At 65.1% G+C, this 14,559-nt stretch carries 16 protein-coding genes; 7 read left to right on the forward strand and 9 right to left on the reverse strand.

Translation table 11 applies throughout. The annotated features are described in order from the left end of the window. The first annotated feature begins 22 nt into the window (after window positions 1-22). On the forward strand, window positions 23-724 hold the full coding sequence (locus NO877_RS07790) for an SDR family NAD(P)-dependent oxidoreductase (RefSeq protein WP_256395754.1): 702 nt from the start codon (window positions 23-25) through the stop codon (window positions 722-724). A gap of 103 nt (window positions 725-827) precedes the next feature. Continuing rightward, the gene (locus NO877_RS07795) at window positions 828-971 is read left to right on the forward strand and encodes a hypothetical protein (protein ID WP_256395755.1); all 144 of its coding nucleotides are present in this window, start codon (window positions 828-830) and stop codon (window positions 969-971) included. Window positions 972-984: 13 nt separating this feature from the next. On the opposite strand, the gene thiM is transcribed toward NO877_RS07795, so the two are convergent. Continuing rightward, window positions 985-1,824, reverse strand: a complete 840-nt coding sequence (gene thiM / locus NO877_RS07800; RefSeq protein ID WP_256395756.1) for a hydroxyethylthiazole kinase — start codon at window positions 1,822-1,824, stop codon at window positions 985-987. Continuing rightward, window positions 1,817-2,497, reverse strand: coding sequence for a thiamine phosphate synthase (thiE, locus tag NO877_RS07805; protein ID WP_256395757.1), 681 nt, complete (start codon window positions 2,495-2,497; stop codon window positions 1,817-1,819). Before thiE ends, thiM begins: the two co-directional genes overlap by 8 nt. Before the next feature lie 104 nt (window positions 2,498-2,601). Between thiE and NO877_RS07810 the strand changes: the two genes are divergently transcribed. Next, the gene (locus NO877_RS07810; RefSeq protein WP_256395758.1) at window positions 2,602-4,023 is read left to right on the forward strand and encodes an MATE family efflux transporter; all 1,422 of its coding nucleotides are present in this window, start codon (window positions 2,602-2,604) and stop codon (window positions 4,021-4,023) included. 11 nt (window positions 4,024-4,034) lie between these two features. Here the strand turns inward: NO877_RS07810 and NO877_RS07815 are convergent, their stop codons facing one another. After that, complete coding sequence (locus NO877_RS07815) at window positions 4,035-4,673, reverse strand: dienelactone hydrolase family protein (protein ID WP_256395759.1); 639 nt, start codon at window positions 4,671-4,673, stop codon at window positions 4,035-4,037. A gap of 65 nt (window positions 4,674-4,738) precedes the next feature. Beyond that, window positions 4,739-5,668 carry a diacylglycerol/lipid kinase family protein gene (locus NO877_RS07820; protein WP_256395760.1) on the reverse strand — a complete coding sequence of 310 codons (930 nt, stop codon included), beginning with the start codon at window positions 5,666-5,668 and terminating at the stop codon, window positions 4,739-4,741. Between the two features lie 178 nt (window positions 5,669-5,846). Here NO877_RS07820 and NO877_RS07825 point away from each other — a divergent pair, with 178 nt between their 5' ends. Next, complete coding sequence (locus NO877_RS07825) at window positions 5,847-7,640, forward strand: hypothetical protein (RefSeq protein WP_256395761.1); 1,794 nt, start codon at window positions 5,847-5,849, stop codon at window positions 7,638-7,640. A 6-nt stretch (window positions 7,641-7,646) separates the two neighbouring features. Here NO877_RS07825 and NO877_RS07830 read toward each other — a convergent pair whose 3' ends face one another. Then, window positions 7,647-8,561 carry a hypothetical protein gene (locus NO877_RS07830; RefSeq protein WP_256395762.1) on the reverse strand — a complete coding sequence of 305 codons (915 nt, stop codon included), beginning with the start codon at window positions 8,559-8,561 and terminating at the stop codon, window positions 7,647-7,649. A 248-nt stretch (window positions 8,562-8,809) separates the two neighbouring features. Here NO877_RS07830 and NO877_RS07835 point away from each other — a divergent pair, with 248 nt between their 5' ends. Beyond that, window positions 8,810-9,193, forward strand: a complete 384-nt coding sequence (locus NO877_RS07835) for a response regulator (RefSeq protein WP_256395763.1) — start codon at window positions 8,810-8,812, stop codon at window positions 9,191-9,193. Window positions 9,194-9,197: 4 nt separating this feature from the next. Here the strand turns inward: NO877_RS07835 and NO877_RS07840 are convergent, their stop codons facing one another. Further along, complete coding sequence (locus NO877_RS07840; protein ID WP_256395764.1) at window positions 9,198-10,004, reverse strand: CehA/McbA family metallohydrolase; 807 nt, start codon at window positions 10,002-10,004, stop codon at window positions 9,198-9,200. Between the two features lie 117 nt (window positions 10,005-10,121). Beyond that, entirely contained in the window at window positions 10,122-11,183 is a 1,062-nt protein-coding gene (locus NO877_RS07845; protein ID WP_256395765.1) for an NAD(P)/FAD-dependent oxidoreductase, read from the reverse strand. A 101-nt stretch (window positions 11,184-11,284) separates the two neighbouring features. Between NO877_RS07845 and NO877_RS07850 the strand changes: the two genes are divergently transcribed. Both NO877_RS07850 and NO877_RS07855 read left to right on the forward strand, forming a co-directional pair. Next, window positions 11,285-11,950, forward strand: coding sequence for an HAD family hydrolase (locus NO877_RS07850; RefSeq protein WP_256395859.1), 666 nt, complete (start codon window positions 11,285-11,287; stop codon window positions 11,948-11,950). Window positions 11,951-12,091: 141 nt separating this feature from the next. Next, on the forward strand, window positions 12,092-12,907 hold the full coding sequence (locus tag NO877_RS07855) for a DUF4397 domain-containing protein (protein WP_256395766.1): 816 nt from the start codon (window positions 12,092-12,094) through the stop codon (window positions 12,905-12,907). Between the two features lie 57 nt (window positions 12,908-12,964). On the opposite strand, the gene NO877_RS07860 is transcribed toward NO877_RS07855, so the two are convergent. Together NO877_RS07860 and NO877_RS07865 are read right to left on the reverse strand one after the other, a co-directional pair. Continuing rightward, entirely contained in the window at window positions 12,965-13,717 is a 753-nt protein-coding gene (locus tag NO877_RS07860) for an SIMPL domain-containing protein (RefSeq protein WP_256395767.1), read from the reverse strand. 61 nt (window positions 13,718-13,778) lie between these two features. Next, the gene (locus NO877_RS07865; protein ID WP_256395768.1) at window positions 13,779-14,498 is read right to left on the reverse strand and encodes a DUF1405 domain-containing protein; all 720 of its coding nucleotides are present in this window, start codon (window positions 14,496-14,498) and stop codon (window positions 13,779-13,781) included. Window positions 14,499-14,559 lie beyond the last annotated feature (61 nt).

The following is a 14,559-nucleotide window of genomic DNA, read 5'->3' on the forward strand; positions in this document are numbered from 1 at the left end:
TCGATCCGGCCGATGGGAACCCATGGACGACCAGACAGCAGTCATCACTGGCGGTACCCGTGGCATCGGCCGTGCGGTCGCCGAGCAGTTCGCCAACGCGGGCGCAGAAGTCGTGCTCTGCGGCCGTGATCTCGCGGGTGTCGACCGGACGGTCAGTCGGCTCACCGACGTAACCGGCTCCGATCGAATGTCGGGGATTCGGGCCGACGTGCGCGATGCGAGTGACGTCGCCGCGTTGGTCGACCACGCTGTCAATCAGGGCGGCGAGATCGACATCCTCGTCGCCAACGCGGCGGTCAACCACGGCACGCCCGGCGAGATGCCTCTCCAGGAGGAGTCCGACGGCGTCTATCACGACACGATGGAGACGAACGTTCGCGGCGTGTTCACAACAGTCAAGAAAGCGGTGCCGTATCTCGCGCCGGGTGCCCGCGTGCTGATTCCCTCCGGAAGTGTCGCTCGCGAAGCCAAACCCGGAATGGGCGTGTATGCCGTCTCGAAAGCCGCCGTAGAGGGTCTTGCCCGTGGCTTCGCGGCCGATCTCGACCAGTCCGTCTGCGTCGTCGATCCGGGTCTCGTCGCCACCGATCTCACTGGTATCGAAAACGCCCGCAACCCGACCGACATCGCGCCGATGTACCAGTGGATCGCTACCGAGGCCGATCCCGACGAAATCAACGGCGAGATCATCGACTTAAAAATGTGGAAGCGGTCGACTCGGTAGCCCAACTAACACGTAAAAGACAGTCACGAGAGCCGTTGCGTCCATCGATTTATGGACTCGCTCGGCGAACGTTGTGCCAAGTGCCACAGGCACGTGATCCCCCATGAATGACCCCGACGACTACTACCGAACGCTCGCCGAAGATCGACAGAAGCGCTGGCGGCCACGATCGACCGACGACGCGGTCGACCGCGCGGCCGCGGCCATCGGTGAACCGCTGTCGCCGCCCGACGTCGACCACGTCTAACCCTTTTATAACCTCAGATAACGCGTTCGACCCGCTCGGTGAGGTCGACCTCCAACTCACGCGCCACGTCTGGCGTGAAGTTCCAGACGGAATCCAGGAAGTTCTCGTTGTAGCTCGCCGGGCCGTTCCGATCGAGCTCGGCGGCGCGTTCGCCGACCAGTCCGAACGCGAGGGTTGCGTGGAGCGCGGCGGTCAGTGGGTCATCGACGCTCCCGCAGAAGGTCGCCACGGTGCTGCCGAGCATACAGCCAGTCCCGACGACCTGGCCCATCATCTCGTGGCCCGACTCGACCCGATAGACCGCCTCCGGACTCGCAACGATATCGGTGACGCCGGAGGCGACGACCACGGTGTCGGTGGACTCGGCGAGGGCGTGGGCCGTCTTCTCGATCTCCTCGTAGTCGCCGACCGATTCGACGCCCTTGACCTCGGCCTCCGCACCCGCCAGCGCGGTGATCTCGCCGTAGTTGCCTTTGATCGCCGCGAGGTCGACTTCATCGACCAACTGTTCGACGAGTTCGTTCCGGCTCGGCGTCGAGCCCATTCCCACAGGGTCAAGGACGACCGGAACGCCGCGCTCGGTGGCTGCAATGCCGGTTTCGACGAGCGCCTCGTTGATCGAGGCGTTCAGCTGGCCGGTGTTGAGCAGGACTGCCCCGGCGCCCTGGGCCATCTCGGGGCCGTCGTCGGGCCCGTCGGCCATTACCGGCAGCGCGCCCCAGTGGAGCGTGATCTGTGCGAGGTCGTTGATCGTCACCCGGTTGGTGAGATGCTGGACCAGCGGTTCGGTCTCGTCGATCGCCGAAAACGAGTCGGCCAGCGCGGCCGCCGAGCAATCGGGGCCATTAGTCATCGTCGGCCTCTACGGTTTCGGCTTCGGCTTCGACCGACGCTCCGTCGACGGCCTCGCTGAGTTCGCGGGCAGCCGCTGTGGGATCGTCAGCGCCGGTGATCGCGCTGATAACCGCGACCGCGTCCGCACCGGCATCGATCGCCGCCGCGGCGTTGTCGGGGGTGATGCCGCCGATGGCGACGACCGGAATCTTGACTGCCGCGGCGATATCCGTGAGCCGATCGAGGCCGAGGCCCTCGTCGGCGGTCTCGGCGTCGGGCTTCGAGTCGGTGCCGTAGACCGCGCCGACGCCGAGGTAGTCCGCGCCGGTGATCGCCGCGAGTCGGGCCTCCGAGACCGTCGAGACCGACGCGCCGATAATCGCCTCCGGGCCGAGGATCTCCCGTGCCGCCGAAACGGGGAGATCGGACTGGCCGAGGTGAACGCCGTCGGCCCCGATCGCGTGGGCGAGGTCGACCCGGTCGTTGACGATCAGATCGATACCCGCTTCGGTCGTCAACTCGCGGAGTTCCCGGCCCAGCTCGTAGCGCGTCCCGATGTCGAGGCCCTTCTCCCGGAGTTGGACCGCGTCGACGCCGCCCTCGATGGCCGCTTCGACGATGTCGGTGGTCGATCGCCCTGCCGAGAGCGACGCCTGTGTCACGAGATAGGTTTGCCACTGGTCCGGATTCATGACCGAGAGTCTGGCATCCACCCTCAAGCGGGTTACGGTATCGCGTGGCAGCCAGCCCGGCGGCGAACCAACAGACGAAAGCGGCGGGAGTCGAACGGAGGCATATGGACCGGCTCCGCAGCCTGCTCGCGTTCGTTGGGTCCCTCCTGGAACGGGCGGGCATCATCGAACAGGGTCGGCTCCGGTCGACCGTCGATCTCGCCTGGCCCCGCGTGATCACCGGCTTCGCCATCATGTCGAAACAGACCGCGGACCTCGCCATGGTGGGGATGGTCCTCGGCGCGCCCGCGGTGGCGGGGTTGGCCTTCGCCGGGGCCTACTGGTCGGTCGGCAAGTTCGTCGCCATCGGTCTCGCCGGGGGAACGGTCAGTCTCGTTTCCCAAAATTACGGCGGCGACGAGGCCGGACGGGCCGCCTTGGTCGTCAAACAGAGCCTCTGGATCGCCCTGCTGTTAGCGGTACCGATCGTCGCGGGCTATGTCGCCCTTGCCGAGCCGCTGATCGGCCTGCTCAGCGACAACCCCGCGGCCGTCGGCTACGGGACGACCTATCTCGCTGTCGTCGCTCCCGGCCTCGGCTTCGAGTTTTTAAACATGATCGCCAGCCGGACCTACGCCGGGGTGAGCGATACCTTCACGCCGATGGTCGTCCGGGCCGGTGGCGCGGTGATGAACGTCCTCATCAGCGGAACGTTGATCTTCGGCTTCGGACAGGGTGTGATGGGTGCGGCCATCGGGACGGCGGTCTCGACCGGCCTCGTGACGCTGGTGTTCTCCTGGGGAATGTTCGGCCGCGACTACTTCGGGACGGGGGCCAGTCCGGTCGCCCTCTCGGTGAGCGGCCCGCAGTTCGATCTCGACCTCACCCGGCAGTTGGTGCGGGTGTCGACGCCCCTTGTCGCCCGTCGGCTCTCGCAGGGGCTGGTCGTCTTCCCCCTGCTGGGAATCGCTGACCAGTTCGGCTCCGAGGCGGTCGCGGCCCTCGAAGTCGGCCGCCGGGTCCGGAATCTCGCTAACAGCGTGACGTGGGGCTTTTCGATCGCGGCGAGCACGCTCGTCGGCCAGCGGCTCGGCCGGGGCGAGGAGGCCGAAGCGGGGGCCTTCGGCCGGGAAATCATCTCCCTCTCGCTGGTCGTCTACCTTCTGGTCGCCGCCGTGGTCGCCGGATTCGCCGAGCCGATCGCGGGCGTGTTCGTCGACGATCCCGCGGCGATCATACTGACGACGAGTTTCGTGATCGTGGCAGCGGTGAGCGTGATCCCGCTGGGGGTCGGCGGCTCGGCGACCGGCGTACTCCGCGGGGCGGGCGACACCCGTATCCCGTTTTATGCGTCGCTGATCGGCCTCTATCTCTGTGCGCTGCCGACGGCCTATCTGGGACTCGTGACGCCGCTGGGCGTGACTGCCCTGTATATCGCGCTCGTCGTCGAGACGACCGTTCCGGCGGCGATCTCGCTGTGGCGGTTCCGCACCGACCGCTGGAAGGCGGTCAGCCGGGCCTACCGTCCGGCTGGGGCCGACGACTGAGCAGTGACTTCTTACTGTAGTTCGCCTGCGAACCAGTCGGCGGCCACGTCGGCGACTTCCGCCAGCTGTCCTTCTTCCTCAAAGAGGTGGCCAGCCCCCTCGACGACGTGGAGTTCCGTCTTGCAGGCCAACTGCGTGTCGGCCTCGCGGTTCAGTTCGAGGACGTCCCTGTCGGCTCCGCCGACGATCAACAGTGTCGGGCTCTCGACCGCGTCGAAGGCCTCGCTGGCCATGTCGACCCGGCCGCCACGGGAGACGACTGCCCCGATATCGTCGCTCATGCGTGCGGCTGCCCGGAGCGCCGCCGCCGCGCCAGTGCTGGAGCCGAACAGGCCGACGCTCGGCTCGCGGTCGGCCTCGCGTGCTCGGAGCCAGTCGACTGCACCGACCAGCCGGTTGGTCAAACGCGGGATGTCGAACCGGTTTGCCCGGACCCGATCTTCGCCCTCGGTCAACAGGTCGAACAGCAGCGTGCCGAGGCCACGGCTGCGGATCACTTCGGCGACGTAGTTGTTCCGCGGGCTGTGGCGGCTCGACCCGCTGCCGTGGGCGAAGACGACGATCCCCGAGGCCCCGTCGGGCACCTCCAGGATGCCGTCGAGTGTCACCTCGTCGAGTTCGATGTCGACGTGCGAGTCATGTTGTGTCATATGGTACCTAGGCACTCGACAGTGAATACGGTACGGATCGGTCGATCGTTCGGAACGAACGGTCGCTATTCGGGATGGGGCTCGTAGCCGTCACCGACTGCAATCCGGAGCGCCTTCGGCTGAATGCGAAGCGAGAGCTCTCGGCGTCGGATGATTTCGCCGTCGAGACTGAACGCGACCGGCTCCTCGTCGGCGACGGTGATGTCGAGGGCCGAAACGGTGTATCGGGCGGTCCAAGCGGTTTCCCGCTTCAGGAGGCGCTCGGCAGCGGCGGTTTTCAAGAGGCCGACTGAGCCGGAGGCCCTGACGAGGGTCACGTCGAACCGGCCGTCCTCCATGTTGGCCTGCTCGCTGCCGCTCGGCGGGAACCGTCGGCCGTTACCGATGAGCACGCCGACGGCGTCGCCGGTCCACACCGGATCGCTGCTACGATCGTCGTACATCTTCACGGCGACTCGAATACTATCGAAGCTGCGAACAGTTCGCAGCGTCGACAGCAGGTAGGCCGCCGCGCCCAAGCGGCGTTTCAGCTCCGGGCTCGTCTCCGCGCTGGCCTCCGCGGTGAGCCCGCCGACACAGGAGTTTATAAATGGGCGGTCGTCGGCAACGGCGAGGTCGATCCGGCGTCGCTCGCCGCGCTCGAAGACCTCGAAGGCCTGTTCGATCCCGTTGATCCCGATGTTTCGGGCGAAGTTGTTCCCCGTCCCGCAGGGGACGACGCCGACAGTGACACGGTCGAGCCCCCCGGCATCGGCGATGCCGCGGACGACCTCGTTGAGGGTGCCATCTCCACCGGCCGCAGCCACGAACGTCGCACCCCCCGCGACGGCCTCCCTGGCGAGGTCGACGCCGTGGCCCGCGTGGTCGGTCTCACGAACCCGAACCCCGTGGTCGGCCGCCGCCTCCCGAACCGCCGGGAGGTGGTCGCCGCTGCCGCTCACGGGATTGCACACGACGACGGTGTCTGCCGAAGCGTCGGTACCACTGGAGAGCATTCGGGACGTGCGGGGCCACAGACAGCGACGGTGTGCATCCCCAAGACCGTTGTTGCCAACGGCGGTACCCACGCTCGGACGACTCTCCGCTGTCAGCGAGTCTCCCGTGAATCGATCTATCTTTCGGCCGGAAGTCAGAGCTAAGTAACTCAGCGGCGGCCATACTAGACGGACAATTATGCGCGATACAGATACCAGTCCCCACGACATTACGACCGACCACGAAACGATCAGAGAGTGGGTCGAGCAGCGAGACGGGACGCCTGCACAGGAGACCGGACAGGGCGACGACGCCCGGAGCCTCTATGTCGTCCAGGAGGACGAGACTATGGAGGGCCTCGAACCGATCTCGTGGGAGGCGTTCTTCGAGACGTTCGAGGCCGAGGAGTTGGCGTTCGTCTACCAGGACCGGGATGTCGGCGAGACCGACGAGTGGCTCTACGATCTGATCGACCGCGAGGAGGTCGCCGAACGGGCCTCCCTGGGGACGACAGACGTCGAGCAGTCGCTGCTCGACGGCGAGGTCGTCCGCAGCGAGCTCACCGAGACGAAAGTCATCGAGACGACGGTGGTCGAAACCGACCGGATCGAAAGCGAGATCGTCGACAGCGAGATCGTCGAGAGCAACCTCGTCGACCGCGAGACGATCGGCCGCGAGATCATCGGCGTCTCCTTCGAGGACGCGCCGGACGACCTCACTCCCACGCTCCGATCGGAACGGGCCGAGCCGACAACTGTCGAGGGAGACACCGGTCAGGCGTCTCCAGGAGCCGAGTCGCCAGCCGCCGAGGGCGATTCCGATCAGGATTCGACGACCCCTGCAGACAGCCCCTTCGACGAGCCAACCGACAAGACGATTCCGGACCCACCGGTCCAGCGGCGGTCGACCGACCGCGAGGAGGTCAACCGAACGGCGACGAGCCAGCAGTCGATGCGACGGGATGCCACCGGCCAAGAGCCCGGCGACCGCCGAGCGAGCGACTCACAGTCGGACGACGCGTCGACTTCCCACCAGACCAGCGACGAGGCGACGACTGACCGCCAGCCGATCGACGAGACGACAGCCGAGCCCGCGGCCGACCGACAGGATGAGACGGCCTCGACAGCGGGATTAGACGTCGGCGACGGCGTCGTCCTGGATGTCCACGACACCGTCCGGACGACGACCGAGGTGTTCGACCGCAAAACAGTCGAAAGTCGTGTGGTCGACCAGGAGATCACCGAGGCGGATACCGTCGAGAGCGACGCGATCGACATTCAGGGTGTCGAGGAGACGATCATCGAAAGCGATCTGATCGACGGGGAGGTCGTTACCGACGAGACTGGCGAGACCGACGCCCCGACTGCAGGAATGCCCAGCGGGGCGATCGAAAGCGAGCGAACCGAGGGCGATGCGATCCACAGCCAGTTCGTCGAGCGCCGCCTCGTCGAGACCGAGTCGACCGAACACCACCAGCTGACCTGCGATATTTCCGATCACATGTTGGCCGACACCGTAGACAGCCGGAGCACGGTGATCGAGCGGGCGATCGTCGACCGGGAGGCCGACGAGGAGGTCATGCTCCAGGAGCCCGAGGCTGGCGTTCGGACGTCCGACGAACAGATAGCGGCTGCCGAGGAAAGTGCGACGCCGACCGCCGGAGCCGACGCCGAGATGGCTGCCGAGCCCGGCGACACCGGCGAGGCGGGGGCGACCAGTGAGGGTGGAGCGTCCGACGACTCGGCCACAGAAATGCAGGCGCTGACTGACGACGAGATCGGCAAACAGGTCGTCTCCGGCAACAAGGACGTCGGGATCGTCAGCGACGTCGACACCGAAACCCAGACGCTGTATGTCGACCCCGAGCCGAGCCTCACCGATCGCATCAAAGCCACCCTCGACTGGGGCGATACCGACGACGACAGCTATCCCGTCGGCGAGGATCAAATCGAGGCAGTCGACGACGACGAGATACGGATCTCCAAACTCTGAGCGAGGTCAGTCGACGCGACAACCGGCACAGCCGACTGCCGTCGCGAGACCGTCGGGGAGGTCCAGTTCGGTGGGCGGAAGCTCGGCCCAGAGACACCGCTGGAAGGCCACGTCGACGCCGGTCGTGTCCCGAATGGCATCCAGGCTGGTGCGGAGGGTCTCCCACTCGTCGGGCTGGAGGTCGAGTTCGTCTTGGCTTCCCATCACGCCCGTGTTAGTTGGATCGGTCGAGTGACACAGCGCCAAGTGGGCGATCTCGTGGCAGATCAGTTTGGCTTCGGCCTCGGGGCTGTGGCTGCCAGCAACCACCGCGCGGTTGCCGGTGTTGAACCCGCTGACGTAGCCCGAGCCGCCATCGAACTTCGTCCACGGACTGTAGAGGTACTCGTGGTGCGCCCCCTCGCCGAACCCCGGGACGACGATCAGCTGGATGGCGACGTTTTTCAGTCGGCGCTCGATGGTTCGGTGGTAGAAACTCCACGGCGACCAGAGGATCTCTCGGGCGTTGTAACCGTATCGCCGCTCGAAGGTCGCCCGGTCGTAGCGATCGGGGTAGTCGAGCCACTGGAGGTGGATGCCGTTGGCTCGAAACAGCTCGACCAGCCGTGATTTCGTTCGCTCGCGAACCGACGCGTCACCAACGTACCGGACGTCGACCAGGAGATCGCGGCGCGTGCTGTCGAGCCCCGAAAACTGGTCGGCCCCGAAAACGCCGGTCAGCCACTCCCCGAACGCCGCATCCGCTTCGAGCGAGTCGGGAATCCCGTCGCCGTCGGCGTCCCGATACGAGCGGTCGAGCCCGTAGGCGGTCGCCCCGATCCCGATCGGCGTCGCAACCAGCCCGCCGACGGCCCTGAGAACCCCGCGCCGACTCCGCGGCCTCGACCTGCCCGGCTCGCCGTTTCGATCAGTACCATTCACAGTCAGGTTGCCCGGACTGTCCTGAATTCGATATATGAATAGTCGAATCGATTATCTCTGTAAACAGTAAATATACGTAAGATATAACGAACATAGTTACAGCCATGTCACCATATGTGGTATATGAATACAGCTATCTGACAGCCAGCTGTATCCGGATGGTTTCAATTGTAAAACACTTAAAATCAAAATCGATGGGAGAAGTGTAACGCAGAAACTACTATATATCCACCCGACAATCGCATGGCATGAGCGACCGGGCACTCGTTGTCGACGACTCTTCGTTCCAGCGGACTATCGTCTCGAATACCATCGAAGACTGGTTCGATATCGTCGCGACTGCCGAAAACGGAAAGGAGGCCATCGAGCAGTTCAAAAAGGAGCGGCCGGACGTGGTGACGATGGATATCATGATGCCGGAGATGGACGGCATCACGGCGGTCAAAAACATCAAGGAGATCTCCCCGGAGACGATCATCGTGATGGTCACGAGCGTCAAGCAGAAACAGAAGATGCGGGAGGCCGCCAAGGCGGGGGCCGACGGCTACGTGACCAAGCCGGTCAACACGAAAAAGCTCCGCGACGAGTTCGCCGACGTGCTCGACTGGCCCGCCGCGAGCCAAGATATATAAACCGCTACCGCAGCGACGAGAGGACCGCCGAGAGACCCTGTTGGCTTTTCATCGCACCGAGTTTCGCCAGCGATCCGCCTTTCAGCGCCGCGAGTTTGGCGTAGGAGGCGGTCGTCACGGTGCCGAGTTTGGCGTAGTAGCCGCTTTTGCGCCCCGCGCCGATACAGTAGTGTTTGGCCGCCATCGGGATCGGGGCGCGGCGACCCTGAACGCCGGTCGACCCCTCGCGGATCGCCGCCAGCACGTCCTCGGCGGTCACCGACGCCCGACTCTCGGCCTCGACGGTGATTTCGGTGTAGGCGCGACCAACATAGGGGAGCGTGTGAGCGTCGCTGGCGGCGACCGTCGGATAGCCGTAAGCGTCGGCAAAGCGGCGGGCCCGACGGTTCTTGTAGCCGGTGAACAGCCACGCGTTGAACGCTTCGACGGCGTCGACGTCCGGGATGTTCTTCTTGCGGACGCCGTGGCGGGTCCGCTGGAACGGATGGGGGACGACCGCGACGCCGCCGTGGTCCCGGATCCACTCGACGGTCTCGTCGTAGGGCGCGCGGCGGGGTGGCATCTCCTCGACGCCGATCGCCAGCAGGTGGCCGTGGGCCGTCGAGACCTCGACGCCCGGAATCCCCACCAGCCCGTAGTTGGGGGCCAACTCGGCGGCTCGAAGCGACTCGTCCATCACGTCGTGGTCGGTGATGACGACGCCATCGAGGCCGATGTCGGCGGCGTGTTCTAGAATGAGATCGACCGGTTCGCTCCCGTCATAGGAGTCCTCGGAGTGGACGTGGAGGTCGATCTGGAGGGGTAGCTCCATGTCTACAACTACTACCAAGCGGACACGGAAAAAGACACTCATCAGATATTGACATTGGAGGGCGTGAGACGACGTTGCCGAGGGAGTATCGAACGCGGATCACAGTCCGGCCGACAGTCAGCGGTCGTCCACTACTGCCTCGCCGACGTCGACCCCGTTCCAGAAGGCTTTGTGGGCCCGTCCCTCGCCGACGAGCCAGTCGCCAGCGACGTACAGCCCCTCGTTTCGGAGTTCGCTGACGGCGTCATCGTTGAGGCCCGCATTCGGCTGGGCATACCGCCAGCCTTGGTCGTCGACCCATCCGGGCTCGGCGAGCCGATCGTCGTCCAGGAGGTCGGCGACCATCCCCGCAACCTCGTCGGCGGCCGAATCGAGGGGGTCGTCGTAGTGGGCCGTAGACCAGTCGGGAGCCATCTGGACGATCAGCAGGCTCTCGCCGTCGGGGACGTGGCCCTCCTTACAGGATTCGCGGGCTAGCCAGCCGATCGGGTGTTCGCGGTCGGTGTTGACCAGCGCGTAGTAGGGCCGGTCGGTCTCGAAGGGATACTGGAGGACGAGGGTCCGAACCGTCCGGTAGGGAACCTCGCGGACGGCGTCGATCGCTTTTTTAAGTGTGGACATAGCAGGATTGTCGGCGGCGAGGGTCGTCGACGCCAACAACTCGGCAGTCTGCGGCGCTGGCGGCGTGAGGACGACTCCCTCGAAGGAACCGTGGCTGTCGCCGTCGGTGTCCGACGGCGTCCAGCCGTCGTCCCTTTTATAAAGGCCGTCGACGCGGGTCGACTGTTTGACGGTCGCATCACTCTCACTTAAAAGGCGTTTGGCGAACTGGGTGATGCCGTCGGTCCAGGACCACTTGTGGGCCTCCTGACGGTCGCCGGGGGCGATATCGCCGCTGGCGTCGAACGTCCAGACCGGTTCGTCGATGTCGACCAGTCCCTCCGTGCCGAGCTCGCGGACCAGCTCGTCGGTCCGGCCGTCGCTGTCCTTGATGTAGTTCGCGCCGTGGTCGTAGCGACAGCCGTGTTTCCGCCGGGTCGCCGCCCGCCCGCCGACCCCGCGGCTCTTTTCGAGAATCGTCACGTCGACCGGCTCCTCCCGGAGCCGGTAGGCAACCGCGACGCCCGCCAGTCCCGCGCCGACGATACAGACCTCGCCGTCGCCCGCTGCTGTTGTCATACTCGCTCTACGGTGGCGACGGGCTAAAATCCCCGCCGCGGATCGCCTTCTCGTGGCCGGTGTTGCACACTGTTTTCCCGCTGCCGGTCGTGGATTCCGATATGTACGATGCGGTGATATTCGATAGCGACGGGGTGTTGGTCTCGCGGACACCCTACGACGTGCTTCGGGAGGCGACCTGGGCGGCCTTCGACGCCGCGGGCGTTGCCGATCCCGAACCCTCGACGGTCGAGTCGATGGTGGTCGACGTCTCGCCCGCCGAGGTTCGGCAGGTCTGCGACCGGTATGACCTCGACCCCGAGGCGTTCTGGGAACAGCGGGACCGACTGTCGGCCAAGCGCCAGCAGGTCGAGGCACGCGCTGGCCGGAAGACGCCCTACGAGGACGTCAGCGCCCTCGATCGGCTCTCGATCCCCTTGGGGATCGTCAGTTCGAACCAGCAGGCGACCGTCGATTTCCTCTTAGAGCAGTTCGGGTTGGGTTCCTATTTCGCGGTCGCTCTCGGTCGCGAGCCGACCCTCGCCAGCCTCAACCGGAAAAAACCGGCTCCCTACTACCTCCACCGTGCCGCCGACGCGCTCGATGCGGAGTCGGTGCTGTTCGTCGGCGACAACGACTCGGATATCGAAGCCGCAGCCAACGCGGGCGTCGACTCGGCGTTCATCCGCCGACCCCACCGCCGGAACCACCAGCCGTCGCCGACACCGACACATATCGTCGAAGACCTCCACGATATCGTCGGCCTCTGCCGGTCACGGCCCGCCTGAGATCGGTTCTGCGTGCGGTTCGTGATGCAGTCGGGCCCATTCTCACTTATGTCAGATTCATGTTACAGATTCGTATCATCATATTCACTGAATGTGTAGAATAATTTATATGTATGCCACTCGTTTGTAGTTTTGTATCATATGGCGACACACAACCGACGAGCGGTAGTGAAGACGGTAGGCAGTGTGGCAGTAATCGGTGGTCTCGCAGGCTGTGCCGGAGGCCAAGAAGAGAACGGCGATGGTAACGAATCTGATATGAACGACAGCGAGGGCAACACCACCGACGACGGAATGGATGGTGGCGAGATGGCTAGCGTCCGTGTTGCCCACCTGTCGCCGGATGCCCCGAACGTCGACATCTACGTCGACGGCGAGGCGGTCCTCGAAGACGTCGCCTTCCGCGATGTCAGCGACTACCTCGAACTCGAACCGGCGACCTACGACGTACAGATCACCGAAGCGGGCGATCAAGAGGCGGTGATCTACGAGGACTCCCTGGAGGTCGAAGCGGTCGACTACACGGTCGCCGCAGTCGGTGAAGCCGAGGAAGAAAACGAGCCGCTGGCGGTCGAAGTGTTCGAGGACGACCTGAGCGATCCGGGCGAGAACGCCCGCATCCGTGGCATCCACGCCGCCCCCGACGCCCCCGCAGTCGATATCGTCGGCGCCGACAGCGGTGATGCACTGTTCGAGGGCCTCGGGTTTGGCGAGTCCGCGACCGCCGAAGCGCCTCCTGGAGAGTACACCTTCGACGTCGTGCCAGCCGGGGAAGACGACGCCGAGCCGGTGGCGAGCTTCGATGCCAGTGTCGAGGCCGGAACCATCTACTCGGCGTTCGCCGTCGGCTACCTCGAACCCGACGACGCACCGGTCGACGAGGAGTTCGGTGTCGAGATCGTCGAGGACACCACCGGGACGACCGGTGGGAACGGAATGGACAACGAGAGTACGTGAGCGACGAGGACCCCGCCTAACGCCGCTGGCTCGCGGTTCTCACACGATGGCCGCGGGTCACTCGATGCGGTAGGTTATTCTGGCGGTCGCCCGCACCGTCACGTCGTCCGGCTGGAGTTCGGTCGACCCCGAGTCGGCCGCCTCCGCGGTGTCGTACTGACGGCTCACCGGCGAGATGTCGCCGCCCGAGGTGTCGACGCTTTTGACACCGATGACAGACTGATCGACCTCTCCGGCGACGTACTCCGATTCTTCCCGTGCGGCTTGGATCGCCGAGTCGAGGGCCTCCTCGCGGAGTTCGGCGCGCCGGTCCTCCGAGAGGGTGAACTCGATGTGGCTGACGGTGTCGGCCCCCGAATCGACGGCTGTATCCACCACGCTGCCGACCGACTCTACGTCGCCGACCTCGATGCGGAACGAGTGGGTTCCCTCGTAGCGCGTGGTTTCTTGCGGCTCGCCGTCCGACCCGGTTTCGCCACCGTCAGGGATTCGTGTTTGCTCGCGACGCTCGTAAATATTGAACTGGCCGGTCGTGATGTCGTCTTCGGGGATGCCTGCGGCGATCAGTCCATCGTTCAGCGCTGTCGATCCCGCCGAAAGGTCGGTTCGAACGGCCGAAGCGCTGTCGCCGGTGGCCTCGATGCTCACGTGGACGACTGCTTTATCCGGCGCGGCAGTCGCCTCGCCGCTTTTGCTCACCGTCAGCGTTCGGCTCTCGCCGCTGCTGTTCGTCTGGGCGCTCCCGATACAGCCCGCAAGGGCGGCTGTTGCTACGGTACCGCCGCCAATGAGGAGTTGTCGTCGCTTCATACACAACCAATGGACTGGATGGGCTATTATCGTTCGTAAGGGTGAAACAGCCGTTTGTCGACTACCGTTCGCTTTCGCCGCCGAGCCGCTGGCGGTCTCCCTTTTTAACCCGGGTTGCGAACGCCCAGAACAGCGGGATGATCGTCAACACGACTGCACCCCACGCTGCGAGATCGAACGCGGTCGCCCCGGCGGCGATCGGCGTCCCGTCGGCCAGCGGGATCGTCGTATGGTGTGGCTCGCCGACGACCGGAATGAAGTAGTCGACCGTCAGGTCGATCGTATACCAGAGCGTGGCGACGCCGACCGCCGACAGCGGGAAGTCGGTGATACGGTGGAGCACAAGGGCCTGGACGACCATCGCCAGATGGCTAACAAGCAGGAAGGCGTACATCGCCGGGGCGGTGAATTCGAGAAAGGCGTCGGCGAAGACGACCAACACCCACGGCGTCCAGAGGCCGAGTTTGATATTACCGAAAAAGGCGAGTGCGGTCAGGGTGTCGTTCGAGCGGTCGACTGCCCACAGCGCGAACGCGCCAGCAATAAACAGCGTCGCCATCGGACTGTCGGGGACGAAGGCCCACATCTCCGGCGGCGTCCGGGCGAACTGTGCCGAGTAGTACCAGAAGCCGAAGGCCGTGCCTGCGAGGTTGATCGCGACGACGAGCCAGACCAGCCGCAAACCGAGGGTTTCGACTCGCTCGGGTACCGGCGCGAGCCATCCTGGAAGCTCGTCACGTGTCGGGAGCGACCTGCCGTCACGATCTAGTCGACGCACCATACCTGCACGTTCGGCTATCACTCACAAATCCGTGCCGGTCGACGGATGGCCATCACTGCGG

It is taken from the genome of Halohasta litorea (genome assembly GCF_024494645.1).
GTDB classification, from domain to species: domain Archaea; phylum Halobacteriota; class Halobacteria; order Halobacteriales; family Haloferacaceae; genus Halohasta; species Halohasta litorea.

Bases quoted from the DNA above. Each gene is read 5' to 3' on its own strand.
- NO877_RS07860 (WP_256395767.1), bottom strand. From the start codon at position 13,717: ATGAAGCGACGACAACTCCTCATTGGCGGCGGTACCGTAGCAACAGCC.
- NO877_RS07820 (WP_256395760.1), bottom strand. From the start codon at position 5,668: ATGCTCTCCAGTGGTACCGACGCTTCGGCAGACACCGTCGTCGTGTGC.
- NO877_RS07795 (WP_256395755.1), top strand. From the start codon at position 828: ATGAATGACCCCGACGACTACTACCGAACGCTCGCCGAAGATCGACAG.
- NO877_RS07855 (WP_256395766.1), top strand. From the start codon at position 12,092: ATGGCGACACACAACCGACGAGCGGTAGTGAAGACGGTAGGCAGTGTG.
- NO877_RS07850 (WP_256395859.1), top strand. From the start codon at position 11,285: ATGTACGATGCGGTGATATTCGATAGCGACGGGGTGTTGGTCTCGCGG.
- NO877_RS07810 (WP_256395758.1), top strand. From the start codon at position 2,602: ATGGACCGGCTCCGCAGCCTGCTCGCGTTCGTTGGGTCCCTCCTGGAA.
- NO877_RS07790 (WP_256395754.1), top strand. From the start codon at position 23: ATGGACGACCAGACAGCAGTCATCACTGGCGGTACCCGTGGCATCGGC.
- NO877_RS07815 (WP_256395759.1), bottom strand. From the start codon at position 4,673: ATGACACAACATGACTCGCACGTCGACATCGAACTCGACGAGGTGACA.
- thiM (WP_256395756.1), bottom strand. From the start codon at position 1,824: ATGACTAATGGCCCCGATTGCTCGGCGGCCGCGCTGGCCGACTCGTTT.
- NO877_RS07865 (WP_256395768.1), bottom strand. From the start codon at position 14,498: ATGGTGCGTCGACTAGATCGTGACGGCAGGTCGCTCCCGACACGTGAC.
- thiE (WP_256395757.1), bottom strand. From the start codon at position 2,497: ATGAATCCGGACCAGTGGCAAACCTATCTCGTGACACAGGCGTCGCTC.
- NO877_RS07845 (WP_256395765.1), bottom strand. From the start codon at position 11,183: ATGACAACAGCAGCGGGCGACGGCGAGGTCTGTATCGTCGGCGCGGGA.
- NO877_RS07825 (WP_256395761.1), top strand. From the start codon at position 5,847: ATGCGCGATACAGATACCAGTCCCCACGACATTACGACCGACCACGAA.
- NO877_RS07835 (WP_256395763.1), top strand. From the start codon at position 8,810: ATGAGCGACCGGGCACTCGTTGTCGACGACTCTTCGTTCCAGCGGACT.
- NO877_RS07840 (WP_256395764.1), bottom strand. From the start codon at position 10,004: ATGGAGCTACCCCTCCAGATCGACCTCCACGTCCACTCCGAGGACTCC.